Annotated in this window: 16 protein-coding genes and 1 pseudogene; 12 read left to right on the forward strand and 5 right to left on the reverse strand. The window is 61.2% G+C overall.

Annotated elements, in window-relative coordinates:
- Positions 1 to 65: 65 nt before the first annotated feature.
- The 3 genes from DSM104635_RS00725 (at position 66) to DSM104635_RS00735 (ending at position 1,972) form a co-directional block, all read left to right on the forward strand.
- Entirely contained in the window at positions 66 to 500 is a 435-nt protein-coding gene (locus DSM104635_RS00725; RefSeq protein WP_158764346.1) for a hypothetical protein, read from the forward strand.
- A 300-nt stretch (positions 501 to 800) separates the two neighbouring features.
- A complete protein-coding gene (locus DSM104635_RS00730; RefSeq protein WP_158764347.1) occupies positions 801 to 1,331 on the forward strand; it encodes a hypothetical protein in 531 nt (176 codons plus the stop codon).
- A gap of 290 nt (positions 1,332 to 1,621) precedes the next feature.
- A complete protein-coding gene (locus tag DSM104635_RS00735; protein ID WP_158764348.1) occupies positions 1,622 to 1,972 on the forward strand; it encodes a hypothetical protein in 351 nt (116 codons plus the stop codon).
- A 613-nt stretch (positions 1,973 to 2,585) separates the two neighbouring features.
- Here DSM104635_RS00735 and DSM104635_RS00740 read toward each other — a convergent pair.
- Positions 2,586 to 3,020 carry a hypothetical protein gene (locus DSM104635_RS00740; protein WP_158764349.1) on the reverse strand — a complete coding sequence of 145 codons (435 nt, stop codon included), beginning with the start codon at positions 3,018 to 3,020 and terminating at the stop codon, positions 2,586 to 2,588.
- Positions 3,021 to 3,441: 421 nt separating this feature from the next.
- Between DSM104635_RS00740 and DSM104635_RS00745 the strand changes: the two genes are divergently transcribed.
- From DSM104635_RS00745 to DSM104635_RS00765, 5 genes are all read left to right on the forward strand, one after another.
- Positions 3,442 to 3,894, forward strand: a complete 453-nt coding sequence (locus DSM104635_RS00745; protein ID WP_158764350.1) for an EF-hand domain-containing protein — start codon at positions 3,442 to 3,444, stop codon at positions 3,892 to 3,894.
- Between the two features lie 246 nt (positions 3,895 to 4,140).
- Positions 4,141 to 4,896, forward strand: coding sequence for a hypothetical protein (locus DSM104635_RS00750; protein ID WP_187448160.1), 756 nt, complete (start codon positions 4,141 to 4,143; stop codon positions 4,894 to 4,896).
- A gap of 671 nt (positions 4,897 to 5,567) precedes the next feature.
- Entirely contained in the window at positions 5,568 to 6,116 is a 549-nt protein-coding gene (locus tag DSM104635_RS00755) for an outer membrane protein (protein ID WP_158764351.1), read from the forward strand.
- A gap of 14 nt (positions 6,117 to 6,130) precedes the next feature.
- Positions 6,131 to 7,513, forward strand: a complete 1,383-nt coding sequence (locus DSM104635_RS00760) for a class I adenylate-forming enzyme family protein (protein ID WP_158764352.1) — start codon at positions 6,131 to 6,133, stop codon at positions 7,511 to 7,513.
- A gap of 487 nt (positions 7,514 to 8,000) precedes the next feature.
- On the forward strand, positions 8,001 to 8,189 hold the full coding sequence (locus tag DSM104635_RS00765; protein ID WP_158764353.1) for a hypothetical protein: 189 nt from the start codon (positions 8,001 to 8,003) through the stop codon (positions 8,187 to 8,189).
- A gap of 132 nt (positions 8,190 to 8,321) precedes the next feature.
- Here DSM104635_RS00765 and DSM104635_RS00770 read toward each other — a convergent pair whose 3' ends face one another.
- The gene (locus DSM104635_RS00770; RefSeq protein WP_158764354.1) at positions 8,322 to 8,999 is read right to left on the reverse strand and encodes a hypothetical protein; all 678 of its coding nucleotides are present in this window, start codon (positions 8,997 to 8,999) and stop codon (positions 8,322 to 8,324) included.
- A gap of 466 nt (positions 9,000 to 9,465) precedes the next feature.
- Between DSM104635_RS00770 and DSM104635_RS00775 the strand changes: the two genes are divergently transcribed.
- A complete protein-coding gene (locus DSM104635_RS00775; protein WP_158764355.1) occupies positions 9,466 to 10,245 on the forward strand; it encodes a hypothetical protein in 780 nt (259 codons plus the stop codon).
- Between the two features lie 133 nt (positions 10,246 to 10,378).
- Here the strand turns inward: DSM104635_RS00775 and DSM104635_RS00780 are convergent, their stop codons facing one another.
- Complete coding sequence (locus DSM104635_RS00780) at positions 10,379 to 11,047, reverse strand: thioredoxin domain-containing protein (protein WP_158764356.1); 669 nt, start codon at positions 11,045 to 11,047, stop codon at positions 10,379 to 10,381.
- Between the two features lie 189 nt (positions 11,048 to 11,236).
- On the opposite strand from DSM104635_RS00780, the gene DSM104635_RS00785 reads away from it, so the two are divergent.
- Entirely contained in the window at positions 11,237 to 11,668 is a 432-nt protein-coding gene (locus DSM104635_RS00785; protein WP_158764357.1) for a hypothetical protein, read from the forward strand.
- A gap of 868 nt (positions 11,669 to 12,536) precedes the next feature.
- The gene (locus DSM104635_RS00790) at positions 12,537 to 12,998 is read left to right on the forward strand and encodes a YybH family protein (protein ID WP_158764358.1); all 462 of its coding nucleotides are present in this window, start codon (positions 12,537 to 12,539) and stop codon (positions 12,996 to 12,998) included.
- 160 nt (positions 12,999 to 13,158) lie between these two features.
- On the opposite strand, the gene DSM104635_RS00795 is transcribed toward DSM104635_RS00790, so the two are convergent.
- On the reverse strand, positions 13,159 to 14,502 hold the full coding sequence (locus DSM104635_RS00795; protein WP_228445783.1) for a hypothetical protein: 1,344 nt from the start codon (positions 14,500 to 14,502) through the stop codon (positions 13,159 to 13,161).
- A gap of 102 nt (positions 14,503 to 14,604) precedes the next feature.
- A pseudogene (locus DSM104635_RS20125) lies at positions 14,605 to 15,018 on the reverse strand (adenylate/guanylate cyclase domain-containing protein); the annotation flags it as partial.
- Positions 15,019 to 15,416: 398 nt separating this feature from the next.
- On the opposite strand from DSM104635_RS20125, the gene DSM104635_RS00800 reads away from it, so the two are divergent.
- On the forward strand, positions 15,417 to 15,992 hold the full coding sequence (locus DSM104635_RS00800) for a hypothetical protein (RefSeq protein WP_158764360.1): 576 nt from the start codon (positions 15,417 to 15,419) through the stop codon (positions 15,990 to 15,992).
- Positions 15,993 to 16,697: the final 705 nt, after the last annotated feature.

The raw sequence follows: 16,697 nt of genomic DNA on the forward strand, positions 1-16,697 counted from the left end.
AAGCTGAGCTCAATGTCCGAGATCGGCGAAAAACAGACTCTCCACCCATAGGTAGGAGATGTCTCATGTTCGAACCCACACCTCGTTGGCGACGGTGGCTGGTGCCTCCGGAATGGTTTCGCACCATCCTGGCGTTCGGCCCCATCGAATCCATTCGGATCTGGCGCAATCTCGACCATCCCTTCTGGACCCGCCGGCGCATGCACGACTGCGGAGATGCAAGGGCGATTTACGCGCGGTGGTGGGGCTCATTGAAACTGTCGCAGCGGTCCCGCTTTATGTTCGGCCTGCCCACAGGGAAATGGCGTCCGACAGCCCGCATCATCCGGCCGCCGCAATTTCACCCCGAGATCGCACGCGTCAAACGCGAGCAGGAAGCGATGAGGGAGTGGAGCCGGCTGCACCCCGATCGCGACCCGATCGAATGCCCAATCTATCAGGAGCGCCTTGCGCGGGTTCGAGCGCGCATCGCCAATCCTCCGCATGACAGTGCGGAATGACCGTGTTCGGCGAGAGCGCGCCACTCTAGCGTGCATGGCGCCAGCGACCGGATATGAGCGCGCCGGCCACTCGAGAAAATTGTGCGACGGCCAACGGCTGGCCCAAAGCGGTCGCTGACAAATCTCACTGGTTTTCCGCCTAGCAGCCGCCAAGATGGACTTAGGATGCGGGTCAAGAGATCATCTATTTGCGCGGTGTTGGTGCCGCTTCTTGTCGGGTGCTTTGGGCCTGCTGTGCCAAACGACGACCTTGTTCGAGCCTGTCGCGACGAGCCTGCCCACTGGCGCAATCAGACCGTGATGGCGGATACCGTACTCACCGCGGACTGGGTGAACTTGCTTGCGCCGCCACTCCGGTGGACGAATACGGTGGGCGTTCAACCAGGATACAATCCTTGTGCGGCTTGCACCTCGTTGCTGCTCAGAGGGTTTTCGTCGGTGGAGTATCTTCCGACCTCAGCGTCTAGCTTGGACCGCGTTTGGCGCTACACCTTCGCCAACGATGGTGATCCGCGTTGTCAGTTCAACGAGAATCGCGCGGCGCCCATCAATCATCCTCCCGCCGGAAGGTGCTTGGCGGTCGAGCGCAATGTGCCGCGCGCCGCTCGATACGCAATCGCCCTTCACAATACCGACCGCAACGATCAGGGGATCGATGTCTGGACATATGAGCTGGTGGATCTGAATGAGCGCTCTGTCGTCGCTCGCGCAACAGAACTCTACCAGACCGGTTGGGAGACCATGATGTATAGGTGCAGCGACGTCAGCGTCGAAAGAAGCGAAGCTCGGGAGTTCGTCGAGCAATCAATCCGACCAAACGCCGTTCGATAGCCGTCGGTCGAACGTCCGTTCCCGGCGAAAGTGCTCCGTTGCTGCAGCCGCTAAGCGATTGGCTGGATTGTATCGACTACGCCGTTGACGGAATTTGTCGATCGGCGCGCTGCTGGCCCAGAGCAGCCATTGGCTCTAAAGCCGAGGGAGGCCCAATTCGGCGTAAAGGGCCGCGACCAATGCTCCACTCATTTCACCTGCTATCGACCAAAGAATATCCACCGTCAGATTACTTGCGGTGGCCACTGGGAGCCGAGGGCGTCCAGCTACATGACGACCTTATGACATACATGTGGGACGCGCTTTCGTGGTCGCCGTGCTTCTACCCTCAAGCTGGAATGCGAGAAGCAACAGCGCTCGACAGATGCGGCCCCGCCGTTTTTCGCGGAAGCGGCGCGCGCAAGTTCGCGGAGATCATGGAGGCATACGCTCAGCTTTTCGTCATCGGTCCGAACGTGTTGCGCCTGAACTGCGGTCTGTGGTTTGCCGCCGATGAACCTTCGACCTTTGAAAACGCCCAAATCAACTTCCATACGTTTGCGCGTGACGAGACCGTGGGCAAGTTGCGCCAGATCGCAAGTTGGGCGAGGGAGGCCAGCCCCGCTGACGCGACTGACTATCTTGCATTCAAAGGGCTCTAAGGGCCGTTATCGGCGAGAGCGCGCCGTTCTGGCGGGCAGGCCGCTAACGACCGGTTCTGCGCTCTCTGGACATTGGGGATGGCGCGGCGCTGGCCCGACCGCGACATTGAAGCCAGAACTACCGACACACTGGTGGCTCGAATGATGCGCATGTCCGACGACAAGAAAAACCCGCTCTGGTGGACTGTGGCCTTCTGGCTAGCCGTCGTCGTACTGATCGTGTGCGCCGGTGCGGTTGTGTTCGCGTTTCTGATCGGCGGCGTCTGGTGAGCGGACCTTCTGTTCTTGGCTGCAAGCAGGCTCTAGGTCGATTGCGCTGAGCCACCGGCCTTGGGATGGCGTGGTGTTCGCCGCAGAGCCGTGATTGAACATCGGAATGTCGCCTTCCGGCGAGATCGCGCCGAATTTACGAGCAGGCGGGAGTGGCTCGATTGGAGCGCGCCGGCCATTCAAGAAAACAGGCGCCGTGACCTACGCTGGCCCATTGCTGACTTTCGAGAGGATCGTTCGGCGAAACACCGTCGTGTGTCGGTTCGACGAAGCGGCTGCGACCAAAGTAAATGATCGGCCACAGCCCGAGGCCGCCACGAGCATGTGGCGGCCTCGATTTCAGTTAGCCGCGGCGGCGATCGCGGTCGTTCAGTGCGATCTGCAGGTCCGCGGTCAGGCGATCAAACCGTCGATCGAGATCACGCCGCTCCTGGTACGATAACCCGTTGCGGCGATAGCGCGCCTCGACTTGGGCGATGTCGCGGAACTGCGCCCGGAGATGAAATGCTTCGTTGCGGGAAAGGCGCCCGTTGCGCATGCCGGCCCGAATGCGGTTCTCGATCATATTCTGCCGCTGATTGATCGGCTGCCAGTTTCGATTGTAGCGGTCGTTGTCGCCGCGATCGTAACGATCACCGTCGCGTCGATCGTCGCCGCGGCGATCACGGTCATTGTCATCGCCACGTTCGTAACCTGACCGATCTTGAGCGTAGGCAGTGGTCGCCAACGGGCCCACGAACATGAGCGCGGCGACGGTCGCCAGAGCAATGCGTTTCATCAGATGGTTCCTTTCAGTAAGCGAAACGCGGGTTGTGGGAAAACGTTTCGTTCGCTGGAAGGTGATGTCCAGCGCATGATCGCCAGCTGAATGCGCGCGCAAGGGAGGCGCCGAACCGTGTCGCGAGATCGCGTGGACATACGTCGACACAACTATCTCGCATACGTGAAAGCGGATACGAAGACTCGTAGCGGGTAGACGGGGCGTTCTAGATTGACGCGACAGCGAGCAGCGCCTGTAGCACCGCACTCCGCCGACGTGAGTCCGCGTCAGGAGGACCTGTTTGCGTGACGCATTCTGCGCACACATGCCGCGAATACGGGGATCGGTGACGACGGGCCCGACACAATTTGTCTAGGACTCGACAAATTGTGGTGTCGCATCGGCGCCATGCATTTCCTGGGGCCTTAAGGAGAATTCGATGAGCGTCCGCATCCTGATGGCGACCCTCGCGACGGCCATCGTAGGCGCCGGCGCTTGCTCGCCGCAGCCAGAAGCGCAACCCCAGCAGCAAGCGGAAAACGAGCGGCAGGGCGGCCGTGGCGGTTTCTTGCGTCGCGCCGACGCCAATGAAGACGGGATCGTTACGCGCGCTGAATTCGACGCTTCGGCCGGCGACCGCTTTGTGCGCCGGGACGACAATTCTGATGGCGCCATTACAGAGGACGAGCGTCAAGGACGAGGCGGCGGGCCTGATAGCGGCGATCGTTCAGGCCGTGGAGGCGGCCGCATGATGGATGCGGACGCCAACGAAGACGGGATCATTACGCGCGCCGAATTCGATGCTTCGCAAAGCGAGATGTTTGCGCGGTTCGACGAAGACCAAAGCGGGGCCATCGAAAGTTCGGAATTGCCGGCGCGTCGGACGGATTGATAGCGGCGCACCCATCGGCCAGATCGAAGCGCCTGGTCTTGTGGCCGTCACTCAGGTCCGCTGAGTCTGCTTCCGGCGAGATCGGGACGAGTAACGAGAAGCAGAGTGAGCGACGCGTAACGGCGGCGCGGGCCAATCGCCCTGACGCCCAGTACGACACTGGCCGTGCGCGGGAACTGGCGCCGGTCAACCCCGTTGATCTGACGGTGTTCCCGCGAGGCCGGGAGGCCAAGGTAGGTACCAGTTATGGAAACGATCACAGCGACTGTCCTGGGTGTCGTCGTAGTTCTCGCCTTGTTGGCGGTCGCGATTGTCGTTCTGAGAAGGCGCCGTGCCGACAGACTTCGTTTGCGATTTGGCCCTGAGTATCAGCGCGCCGTCGTCGAAACTGGTGGGCGACGAAAGGCGGTAGCTGAGCTTCACCAGCGCGAAAAACGTGTTCGGGGGTTTGCGATCAAACCCCTGACGTCCGGGGAGCGCGAGCGCTATGTGCCCATGTGGACGGCAATCCAAACGCAGTTTGTTGACGATCCCAAAGCGGCTGTGGCCGATGCGGAGCAATTGCTCAGCGAGGTCATGGGGAGTCGCGGTTACCCCGACGGAGACTTTGAACAACGTTCGGCGGATCTCTCCGTCGACCATCCGGTTTTGGTCCAAGATTACCGCACAGCCCACGACATCTCTGTGCGAGACGCACAAGGTGAAGCCAGCACAGAAGAGTTGCGACAAGCCATGCTGGGTTACCGCGCGCTGTTTCGAGAACTCACTGGCGAACCTGTGGACGACAACCTTGCGGATCGCGAGCCTGCGGCCGAGTCTGTAATCGATGAACCCATACTCGCAGATGAATCTACGGTGGATGCGCCGGCGCCGATTGATGAGCCAGACGCCGTTGAAACTGAGGCAAGCACCGATGCTGCGATAGATGAATCCGAACCAGTCGTTGAGCCGGTCATTGAAGATGAATCTGTGAGAGTCCCTGCTGAGGCGGTCAGCAGGTAATCGAAGTCAGCCAGCGACCGGTTTCGGCGATTGTGAGCCGATCGAGCGGCCAGCGGCTGATCTGGAGCGCGACAGCCGTTCGAGAGAATTGATGCCGTGACCTACGCTGGCCCGAAGCGGGAGTTGCGAGTGAGGGAGATGTTCGGCAGTTGCTTCCCGATCAGCCCGTCAGGACTGGACTAAATGCGCGCCAACTCTTCGCCGCACTATTCGTTGCGGCCTGTGCGAACACCGACGCCAGTCGCATCGCCGTGCGCGATGCGGCTTCTGCAATTCGTATCGGAATCGCAGCCTGTGTTTCACCAAACGTGCTCAACCGGCTCAGTCCGTGATGCGAGCTAGCCTACGCGGTAATAGTTGGCGCGTGTGGCAGCAAGGGCGAGCATGCGAAGTGTTCGCCACGGACGCTGACGCCGTCACTGGCGCCGCTGGCCCATGCTCGATCTGCGTCACATGATGTCCGCTATCGGTGACGATCAGCCCGGTCCCTGTCGTCATCAACACGCGACGAGTGATGCGGGCAAGCCACAGGACTAGCCTCGGGGTAAGTCGCAATGCGTTGGAAACACGATAGTTTCCGCGAGGCGCTAAAATTCCGCAGGCCGCGCATAGGGGTGACGACAAGTGAGCGCTCGTGCTATGCAGTCCGCTGGCGTTTTGGGGGAGGTCTCATGTCCATTCGTGGTCCACTTGCGATCTCCGCGTCGCTCCTTGCGATTGCTGCGGGTTCGCCCGCTGCCGCGCAGAATTTTTATGTGGGCGCCGGCGTAGAAACGAGCGTCGAGAGCGAATTGAGCGCCCTCGGCACCGACTACTCCAACGATTTGACGATGGGCTCCGTTCTTGGCGGCGTCCGCTTCAATCACAGCAACTTCTTCTTCGGCGCCGAAGGTGAGACCAGCCTGTTCACCGAATACGACAGTGATTGGTCGACCGCGTCTGAGCTCGACCGGGTTTCGCGTTTGCGCGCGATCGGCGGCTACGACTTCGGCGCCTTCTCTGCGTTCGGCGCCGTGGGCGGCGTCTGGACCGAAGGCGAACTGGCGGGCCCCGGGCTCGCCGATAGCGCCGACGGCACGACGTGGGGCGTCGGTGGCGAGTACTCGATCAACGATCGCTGGGACGCTCGGCTTGAGTATATCCACGACGAAGCCGAATTCGACGGCGGGTACGAGTGGCAGAACAGTTCCGTACGCGCCGCGGCGATCGTCAAGTTCTGATACCGGGGCCTTTCGTGGCTCTGAACGAAGCTCTGTCCGACGCTTTTGACCGGTACGGCGACGCACCTGCGCTGCTCAGCCAAGACGGCCAAGTTCTCTCGTTCGCTAAACTTGGGCACACCGTCGCGGCGCTTGCGACACGCCTGCGTGACGAGGGCGTTGGCCCCGGACAATGCGTGGCGATCGTCACCGATAACCGCGCGCTTAAGATAGCGTTGCTTCTCGCACTGGCGCGCCTCGGCTCAGACGTCGCCCTTGTGTCCTCGATCGGTGCGCTGGCGCGGCGGGGGCAGAAGATCGACTCCGCCATCCGCTTTTCCGACCAGAACGCGGAAGGCGCAGAGCGCTCTATCGTGTTTTCGCAAGATTGGCTGAACACGCCGCCCGATCTGACCATGGCGTTCACAGCGCCCGGAACGCTTGTCCTCTCCACGTCGGGCTCGACGGGCGCGCCGCGCTACGTGCGGATTCATCCGCAAGCATACGTGGACATGGTCACTGCGCTGCCCGATGGCGTCGGCGAGAGCATCGGCTCGGTTCTTGTGTCGATCCCTGAGACGGCGCCATTTTCGGTCTTCCTCCTGTTGCGCGCCTTGCTCGGCGGCCACGGCTTTGCCGGCATGAGCCCAAGCGGCGGCGAAACCCTCGACGAAGCCGCGCGCTTCGGTGTGCGCGAGATGATGGTGACGCCGCTGGCGCTGAACGAACTCGTGGCCGCCACTGAAATGGGAGCACCCAAAGGTGATCTTGCGCGCCTGTGCGTGTTCGGCTCCGTCGCGGAGCCGCCGCTGCTGGCGCGCGCGGAAAAGGCGTTCGGCTGCGGCGTTTACATCTGCGTGGGCGCGACCGAAATTGGACAAACCACTTGGGGACGCTTCGATTCGGCGAGCTACGTCACTGGCTGGTCGGGCAAGATGGTGGCTTCGACCGAAGCTCGAATTGGCGAGGGCGGACGCTTGTTGCTGCGTTCGCCGTTCAGCAGCCAAGTCGAGGCTTATATCGGCGGCCCGCCGGCGTTCGACGCCGAGGGCTGGTTCGACACCGGCGACATCGCGCGACTGACCGAAGACGGCGTGCTGATGATCGATGGCCGCGCCGACAACATGATCAATCTGGGCGGCTCGAAATTCGCCGCCGAGCTGATCGAAAAACTGGTTGGCCAATGTCCGGGCGTCGAGATTTCGGCGGCGGTGCGCATTCAGTCGCCCGGCGGACTAGCGCCAGAGCTCGGCGTCGCCGTTGTCGCGAGCGCAAATTTCGACGCGGCCGCGGCACGTCGCTTGTTGGCGGAAAAACTGCATACGTCGGCCCACATTCGCATCATCACGTGTCCGCAGTTGCCGAGTTTGCCCACGGGAAAAGTGGATCGGACCGCGGTGGCGGGGCTGTTCGCGTAGGCGCTCCGCGAGCGGTACCACTGAATCGATCTTCGACTGTCCGCTTTCGGCGAGATCACGCCGGTCGGGCAGAGCTTAAGGCGCTGACCGCATTGGAGCGACTACGCCGCTGACGTTAAGGGGTCCACTTCGGATGCTCTACGCTAAGATGGTGGCTCACTTGCGCTGGATCGGTCCTGTCGTACATCTGGCCGCAGGCAGCGCAAGTGAGATGGCGACGGCTGCCTCGTGGGCTCATCACGGCGCTGCGCGCACCTGCGATGAGTTCAGCGATGGTTTGCAGTTTCTCGGTCATGCGTCCCGATACGCCTATTTCATGCGCGCGTCTCGGGATTCGGGGCAACGACTGCTGTCGGCGAAAGCGCGCCGCTCCCGCGGTTGAGGCGGACGCTGTCATTTAGATCAAAGGCGGCCAATCAAACATCTTTGCGACACACCCTGAACATGCGGTGCGAGCGAAGCTCGCTGTCGAACGAGGCACACCCAGATGACAGAGCAAATTTCTTCCGTGGCGATGACCACCTACCGATTCTTCGCCGTGAACGAACTGGACACGGTCATGTCGGTCCAAGAGATTGAATGTACGGATGACGGCGGCGCAAGGGAGATCGCTGAATCTCTGCTCACCGACGGGTGTGGCATCGAGGTGTGGGACGTTGGCCGTCGGGTCTGCTGATACGCCGCTTGGCTCTATTCTGGGCAACACTTGAGTGCCCGCAATCGGCGATCGTGAGCCGTTGCGACGAGCAGCGCGCCACCGGCCGGATAAGAACGCGGCGGCCACTCGCGGACCTCAAGTGACCGAACTTCAATCGGACAAACTCGCCCGCAGGGCGTTCATATCGCGCGTATCCTGACGTGTGATCAGGACGCCGCTTATGACGGTCAACGCCAGATGAACGGAGACGAACGCGGTGGCGTACGGCCAGTCCGGCGGCATCGCCAGAATCCAAACGGTGAGGATCAACGTGAGCAATAGCGCCGCGACGCCTTCGAAACATTGCTGGCGGATCGAGGCGTACAGGCCAGTGAAGACGTGGGCTACATCCTCAGCATACTGGTCCGCCTTCAGCGTGCGCAGACTGAGCCAGTTGGCGCCAAGGCCGAAGGCGAAGACGAGAGTGTCCGCCACGTACCAGTACCGCCACCCGGCCTCGCCCAGAGCCGTCGACGACAGAACCGCAAAGGGGATGATCTGGAACAGACACATGAGCGGTCCGACGAACAGCACTTCCAAGCCTGCCTTCATCAGGTACAGCGCGCGGTGACACAGGCGGAAGAACATCAAGAGGCCGATGATGACGCTGGTGAGCCACAATATGAGGCGTATCCATGTTGCGTCTTCCGTTTGGAAAATCCCGATCACCGAGAATGCCGCCGCCGACAGGACGCCGCCCTGTAACAGAACGGCGATCTGAAGCATGAGATCAGCGGCTTGATTTTTTATGCGTTGCGACAGCTCGGCTCGGTCCAATCGCGGCGACATGGCTGCCCCTTCGTCTGGCTCAAGACGACATAGCGAGGACAAGTCGCAAGTGTCGACCGGCTAGTATCGGACCAGCGTCGCTTTTCGGCGAAAGCGCGCCGTTGTGACGGGCAGGGCGTCAATGACTGGTGTTGATCGAATGCGCCAGTAGATCACAATCGCCGGATGGCGCCGCGTGGTCCTTTCCGGCCACGCGCCGCAACCCCAAGCCAGTCCGTTGCGATCGATTCCGCGTACGCTTGGATTCGTGATCACACATCGAACCCGAATGAAATTGGCGCGAGTGGATCGCGGCTGCCGCTCGACGAAACTGGTGCTACAGCGCTGGGTGGCTCTGCGCGGTCGCGAAGGGCGATCCTTCTTGAAGCACTCGGGCGCGGGCACGGGTGACTACGCTCACTGCGTGTGTCGACGTGGAAGCTTGGCCCGATTGCGCGTACGGTTGTAGGCAATCAGGGGGATCGCCATGCGGATCGTGTTTTTCATCTTGGCGCTGTTGGCGCTGGCGTTCTGGGGTTTCGGCGTCTTCGATATGTGGGCCACATTGACCGGATGGCCCCCCTATGTGGACCAGTACGGCGCAGACATGGTCGCTTGGATTCAGGGCTTCCCAGTTTGGCGCCAAACCATCTGGGGTGCGAGCCTTGGCTTCGGCTTGATTGGCTCGCTTTTGCTGTTTACGCGCGATCGTCTGTCTGGGCCTGCGCTGTTGATAGCGTGGCTGCTGTTTGCATGCGGCTTCGGCTATGACCTCGCTTTCCGAGACGGCGTCCGAAACTACGGCCAAGACGGTATGATCGCCTCCGGTGCTCTTGTCGCGCTTGCGGCGTTTTTCGCTTGGATTGGCTACGCCAGCTCTGGACCTGCGAGGGCAAAGCCGCCTGTCATGAGGGTTGCTCCCGCGTCCGTCGCGCCTCAGGCGTTGACGGAACCAAGCGCCAACGCACCTGCGTCAAGCGAAATCACGACAACGGCCTCCGCACAACAATCAGAAACGCCATCGTCCGAGCCCGCGCTAACGCAAACGGGTCCCGCCGAACCTGGGCCACCTGTCGCCGAGGCGGCGCCGCCAACGGATCCTGCGTCACCGGCGGAAGCCGAAGAAGCCAGCTCGCCGGCCGGCGGGTCTGAACCGACGGCTCAGACCGCGAACGAAGCGGCGTCGCCAACGGAAAGCGAAACCGAGGATGGCCACGAACCGGCCGCGCCAGCACCGCGGCCGGAGGACAAGCCGACCGCCGAATAATCACGAGCAATGTCTCGCATCGGCGATAAGCGCGCCGCTCTAGCGGGTAGGGCGCCAATGACGCCATTGGATCGCTGCCGCCGTTCGGCGAAATCGACAGTCGGCATACTGAGTGTTACTCGGACTCGGCGGCTCACGGCGCGGTTGACGGCGCGCTTCGCGCTATGTTGCGAACCCGACGCAGTTCAGCGAGCAAGACCGCGCGATCGTAACCTTGATAGAAGGGCGCCGCCTGCTCCGCGTCGAGATGTTCAAGGTCGACCGCCGCCCCGAATCGACCTTCGGGCGTGACCGAAAAGATGAAGGGAAGACCGCCGCTGAAATGAGTTGCAGCGCCTGTCGCCTCCAGCACTGCTCGACCGTCCGGCGATTTGTCGCCTTCGATGTGAGCCAGGATGATATTCTCCGACGCGAATTGGTTCAGGGCTCTCGCGTCTCGCGGCACGTCGCGCCTGGATCGTTCCACCGAAGTCCATGAGGGGGTGTTCGGATAATTGAATCGGCCCGTTGCTCCATTTACGTGACTGTCGAATACGTGACACCAGACGCACCACTCAGCGCCGTAACTCACGATGACTGTTTTCCCAGTCGCTTGAGCCTCCTCAAGCGCCCTCTGAAAAATATCCATCTGCGAGCCGCACTCATCGTAGATGCGCGCGGCGCGTCCCGCCGGGCGGCCCCCGCATAAGGGATCGAAATTGATCGGAAAGGAGGAAACAGGCAAAGCTTCAGACGACGACGCTGTCGGCACTTCCGGTGCACATCCGTTCAGAAGCAGAAGTGCAACCAACAGCGGCGCCACATATCGCATCGAGCCAGTCCGACTTCTTCGTCTATAGTCAAATTCAGCACTTTTGCCGCCATAACGCCAGTCCGTTCACGCCGGCGTTGAGCACCCGCCAGCGGAAAATCAACCGCTGCATTGTGAAAGCCCGATTACAGACTGGCGATCTCCTCTCGCGGCTGTAGCATCCCCGAGCGGGAGAAAATCATGTCTGAATCCGCTGTGAAAACGCCCTGGCACCTGTGGGTGCTCGGCGTCGTCGCGCTCCTATGGAACGCGTATGGCTGCTATGACATCTACATGTTCAAAACAGGCGCATATGACTATCAGATGAGGGCGAAGCAGGTCGCCTTCTTCCATTCGGTACCGGCGTGGGCATGGGGCGTGTGGGCGACCACTGTGGGAGCCGCGCTTTTGGGCGCGATCCTCCTGTTGCTACGAAGCAGATGGGCGTTCCACGCCTTCGTCGTCTCGCTCGCTGCAGGCGTGCTCAACACCATCTATCTCTTTGGCCTTAGCGAAGGCGGCGAAGTGATGGGGCGCGACATCGGCATGATCTTTTCCGCAGTGGCTGCGGCCGTCGGCATCTTCTACATCTGGTATGCGCATTCCGCCGCGAAACGAGGCATCTTGCGATGACCTTGAGACGCCCGGCGGTCCACAAAATGTAGGGTCGCCGCTCGCGCCGTACGCCGGCACGGCGGGGAGTCTTGCGGTTACGCCCCTTCCGCCAGCCGCGCCGACCGCTACCCTTGCACGACAAAGATGCGGAGTCATTGCCGCGGACAGTGTAGCCTCACAATCTGAGCGATCGGAGTGGGATGGACTGAACTGCGTGCAGTACACAGCGCGTAACGAGCACGAGCTTCTCTTGTTCGTCTGCGTTCGGCGACATCGCGCCGCTCCAGCGGGTAGGGTGCCGGTGACCGGATCGGAGCGCGTCGGCTAGGCAGGAATGACTGCTTCGGGAGCAGAACTTACAAAGAGGCCGTCCCGAAGCTGCCGTTCATGCGTTCAGAGGAAATCAATCAGTGCTGAACAGGCTTGGCCTGCACAACGACCTTCAGCTTGTCGATGAAGGAGCTTCCCCGCGCGCGCTCAGAAGGGTGCGTTCACAACGCTAGACTCACTTTGCTTCTTGACGCGCGCAAATATTGTTCGAGCTGGCGCGGCGTACGCCTCGGAGGGGCAACGTTGACCGCCAGATATTTACAAAACCCTCGCTGGGGGACACGAGACGTGGCGATGCGCTCGGGAGGTGCGGCGAATGTTGGCTGGGTTAGTCCGCCGCGCTCACGCCGACGCCGATGTCCGCTCCCGGCGATGGCGGGCCGCTCCCGCGGGCAGGGCGCCAATGTCTCGTTTGAATCGAGCGCGCCGTTTAGGAAGTATGCTTCGGATCGCTTCCTACTTTGGTTGTAATCGAAGTTACGGCGCATCGGAAGATATTGACGCGCGGAGTGATCGCCAGTTGTTTAACGACGCTTGAGACCTCGGGAGATTGACGATGAAAACGCTCTTGGTAGGTGCGCTCGCGTTGTTCGTGACGACATTGGCGTCATGCACGCCGCCCAGCGAAACGTCCGGCGACACGATCATAGCAGCGCGCAATGCCGCTTTCGCGCAAGCATTCGCGGCTGGCGATGGGACTGCAGTCGCGGCGATGTACGCTGACGGTGCGATTGTCATGCCTGATGGCGCAAGTCCGGTGCAGGGACGAGAAGCGATTATGCAATTCTGGCAGGGTTTCATCGACTCCGGCGCCGCGCGCCTCGAATTGATGACGGATGAGACAATCTCGGCAGGTTCAACGACCATCTCAGAACGCGGCAGATTCAGAATCTTCGATGCCGCCGGTGCATCAATTGCCGAAGGCAAATATGTGGTGGTCTGGACCCTTGAGGGCGGCGAGTGGATGCTGAGATGGGATATCTGGAACGCAAATGCTGGGCCAGCGCCGGCTGGCTAGAGCTTGGCCCAAGCGGACGCTGAGCTTGACTCTGACCCAGTCCGCACTCGACGAGGGATAGTGGCGCCCGGTTCACCCTCGCGGACGGCCAGCGCGTTGACGCGCGTTTGGCACCGGACAGCACACCGCAAACTTGCCGTTACGAAGGCGGCGGTGCTTTCTAACCGCCCGTCGCCAGCCGCTCTTCAGCTGCGGCGATCATTTCTTTGTATCGGGGATGATCACGGATGGGGTCCATGTCTGGATCGTTCGCGTACCAGTTCAGCCTTTCTCTGACCGCTGTAGCGACAACAGTCTCGAACAGGTCTAATGCTGCATCGAGTTCGCCTAACGCGACAAGCGTGCAAGTACAATTGTATCGCATGTTGGCGTTATCTGGATCGAGCAGCATGGCGCGTTCGATCCATTCCTTGGCGCGTTCGCGCTCTCCCATCGCCGCCAACCCGCCAACGATGAAGCTCATAGCCGACCCATTGTCCGGCTCGACAGCGACGATCCGTTGGGCCCGCTCCAGCGACCGCTGACCGGAACGGCGGGCCCCCTCATTGTCGCCGATCGCGACATAAAGACTCGTAGCTAAACCAAGTGACCTAAAGTCCGTTTCCAAGAGGTCGGCGGCTTTTTCGAAGTAAGCGATCGCGTCCCTCGTCCGACGCACCTGGTAACAAAAATTTCCCGCCGCGAAGTTCACGTCGTAAGATTCGGGGTCGAGGCGCAGCGCAAGCTCGATCTCGCGTTGCGCTTCATCGTAACGGGCCGCGTATGCTAGAACTCTGCCCTTTACCGCGTGGGCCTCGGCGAGCGAATCGTCGAGCGCAAGTGCTCGTTCTGCGGCGGCCAAGCCATCCTCCTCCATTCTGGCATGATGAAAGCGCAGCGCTGACTGTGCGCTGGCGATCATGGCCCATGCGCGCGCATAATTCGGGTCGATCTCGGTAGCACGCCGACACAAGCGGATAATCGCTTCGCTCCGCCGCGCGCTGCCAATATTGCCGGCGACCTCGTATTGACGCGCCATCAAAAGGAGCTTGTAGGCCTCGGCGTTGGTCGTCCCGCGCTGCTCAATGGCTTTCTTTTCTTCGGGAAGGAGTCTGAGTTTTAGCGCGGCTACGATCGCTGTCGAAATTTCGTCCTGCAGGGCGAAGATGTCGCTCAGGTCGCGGTCGTAGCGTTCGGCCCAGACGTGACCGCCGGTTGCGTCGACGAGCTGGGCGGTGATGCGCACACGCCCGCCCGCCTTGCGCACGCTGCCCTCGAGTAGGTGGCTGACCTTCAACTGCCGCGCCACCTGCGGCACGTCCACGTGCTTGCCTTTGAAGGTGAAAGCGGTGTTGCGTGCGGCCACCCACAGGGCCGAGACCTTGGACAGGTCGGTGATGATGTCTTCGGTGATGCCATCGGAAAAATATTCTTGCTCCTGATCGCCGCTCATGTTGGCGAAGGGCAGCACGCAGATCGATATTTTGTGAGGCTTCTCTATCGCCTGAGACGGCGCGACGATCACAGATTGCGGCCGAACGGCGAAGACGTGTACGGGGTTTTCGATATTTTTCACCGCGTGCGGGCCCATGTCCTCGAATTCCGCGGCGACTTTGCCCGCGACTTGATCGCTAACATTGCGCGACACGGCGACGCCGCCCACGGGCGCAAGCGCTTGCAGGCGCGCGGCGACGTTGACGCCTTCGCCATACATGTCGTCACCGTCGACGATCACATCGCCCAGATTGATGCCGATGCGATAGCGAAAGCGTTCGGCATCAGGCCTGTGGGCTTCGGCAGCACCCATCGCCGCTTGAATGTCGAGAGCGCAGGTGACGGCAGCGGAGGCGCTGGGAAATTCAACCAGCACGCCATCGCCCATGAGTTTAAACACACGCCCGCCCTGTGCGACGACTCGCGGATCGAAAAGAGATTTGCGGTTCTCCTTCAGTCGCGCGAGCGTCCCTGCCTCGTCGCGCTCCATCAGGCCGCTGTAGCCGACGACGTCGGCCGAAAGGATGACGGTCAATTTTCGCTGCATGGGCGTCCGGGGTCTACCAAGCCTACATGAACCCTAGGGACTCTTTGCGGCGCCGTCAGCGGCCGAAGTCCGATTGGTCGAACGAATTGAGCGACCTTTGGTCTTAGCGAGCGCCGAGGTCGCGCCAAGATCGGGCGACCCGGCGCGGTGCGACGCGCGGCTCATGTGTTTTCCGGCCAATGATCGGAACCGGCGAAAGCGCGCCGTAGCTCACCGATTGTGATCTACGTCTCGCTTTGAGCGGCCCAGACATTCGCTGATCACAGCGTTGCGAGCACGTGCCGGCCATTCTCCGACGTCGCCGGTGACATTGCCTCGGATTTCGCTGGCGTTTTGGCGATATTGAGCGCGTCCTGGCCCGCCAATCGCTGTCTTGAGGCGGGTTCGGGAGGTGCGAGTTGAAGAACGTTGAACGGCTAGCGGTGATTGCTGCCGCAATGATTTTGACGACGCCTTTGGTTCTCCCTCCGGGGTCGGCTCTGGCGCAAGACGGCGTGAACGCCATGCAAGTCGCTAGCGAGCGCATGCAAGCAGAGCAAGCGCTCGCGCAAGCCAATGCCGCGCGCCCCGGCGATGAATTGCTAACGTGCGAGCAGATCCAAACCGAAATGGGCACGACAATGAACACAGACGCCATGCGGACTCAACGGTCGGAGATCGAGGCATCGGCGCAACGCCAGCAAGAACTTCAGCAGGAGGCAAGCGAACGAGCGCGTGGCCAGATGACGACTGGCATCGTCACTGGGGTGATCAGCTCATTCGTTCCGGGCGCTGGCTATGCGCAAGCCGCCGCGATGCAGGCGCAGGCAGCCCAGCAACAGGCGGACGCGGAGGAGAGTCAGAGCGAAATGGCGGGAATGATCGGCAACATGTCGAACATGATGCCGGCGATGATGCGCGGTCAGCGCCTCGGTGAATTGGCACAGGCGAACGACTGCGCGTTCGCGCAAGACATGCCTCGGACAGAACGGTAGCTGGTCGATGACATCAACGCCGCGCTGGTCGGCCCTAATCGCTTTATCAATCGTTACGTGCCGGCGAATGACTACAACCGGCGAAATCGCGCCGTTGTCGCGGGTAACTCGTGGATGTCGTGACTGGATCGACCGCGCCGCACGCCTTGATCGATCGGTGACCCGCCTCTGCCCTTCGCCCAATCACTTCCATCGAAGCGTCCGCTTCAGTCTAGAGAGCGGCCCCGCGCGTGGAGCCGCTCTCATGATGAACCGTTTCAGGGGTAATCGCCGAGGCTCAACAGCCAAGGGCGATTACCGAGACGCGGTTGACGAACAGGGTGATCAGCGCGGTCTGTCTTTGCGATCGAGCGCGTCTAACAGTGTCTGCCATGAGGCCGGAAGAGCGACGCTCACCGGGTAGATTTGCTTTAGCGGACGAGAGAGAGCTTCGCGCCATTGCGCGGGTTCGTATGTAGCTTTCGACGAAGCATCGCGGACATTCATGTGAGTGCAAAACCGTACAATCGGCTTTGTTCCGGAAAATGCATTGGAATAGTAGGGCGCTACCGTTTTGCTTACACTGCTGCCGCGCGACCATTCGAGCCAGCGACAACGCGCACAAAAAATACCGCCCGGCCTGCGTTTCGCACCGCAGGCTGCGGAGTGACCGGAACCGGCGATTAGCAGACTCTAGATGTCCGCTTCGCGGACGTAGCGGCTCGA

This window comes from Terricaulis silvestris, assembly GCF_009792355.1.
Classification (GTDB): domain Bacteria; phylum Pseudomonadota; class Alphaproteobacteria; order Caulobacterales; family Aquidulcibacteraceae; genus Vitreimonas; species Vitreimonas silvestris.

Coding starts and splice junctions, on each gene's coding strand:
- DSM104635_RS00725 (WP_158764346.1), top strand. CDS start 66: ATGTTCGAACCCACACCTCGTTGGCGACGGTGGCTGGTGCCTCCGGAA.
- DSM104635_RS00730 (WP_158764347.1), top strand. CDS start 801: ATGGCGGATACCGTACTCACCGCGGACTGGGTGAACTTGCTTGCGCCG.
- DSM104635_RS00735 (WP_158764348.1), top strand. CDS start 1,622: ATGTGGGACGCGCTTTCGTGGTCGCCGTGCTTCTACCCTCAAGCTGGA.
- DSM104635_RS00740 (WP_158764349.1), bottom strand. CDS start 3,020: ATGAAACGCATTGCTCTGGCGACCGTCGCCGCGCTCATGTTCGTGGGC.
- DSM104635_RS00745 (WP_158764350.1), top strand. CDS start 3,442: ATGAGCGTCCGCATCCTGATGGCGACCCTCGCGACGGCCATCGTAGGC.
- DSM104635_RS00750 (WP_187448160.1), top strand. CDS start 4,141: ATGGAAACGATCACAGCGACTGTCCTGGGTGTCGTCGTAGTTCTCGCC.
- DSM104635_RS00755 (WP_158764351.1), top strand. CDS start 5,568: ATGTCCATTCGTGGTCCACTTGCGATCTCCGCGTCGCTCCTTGCGATT.
- DSM104635_RS00765 (WP_158764353.1), top strand. CDS start 8,001: ATGACAGAGCAAATTTCTTCCGTGGCGATGACCACCTACCGATTCTTC.
- DSM104635_RS00770 (WP_158764354.1), bottom strand. CDS start 8,999: ATGTCGCCGCGATTGGACCGAGCCGAGCTGTCGCAACGCATAAAAAAT.
- DSM104635_RS00775 (WP_158764355.1), top strand. CDS start 9,466: ATGCGGATCGTGTTTTTCATCTTGGCGCTGTTGGCGCTGGCGTTCTGG.
- DSM104635_RS00785 (WP_158764357.1), top strand. CDS start 11,237: ATGTCTGAATCCGCTGTGAAAACGCCCTGGCACCTGTGGGTGCTCGGC.
- DSM104635_RS00790 (WP_158764358.1), top strand. CDS start 12,537: ATGAAAACGCTCTTGGTAGGTGCGCTCGCGTTGTTCGTGACGACATTG.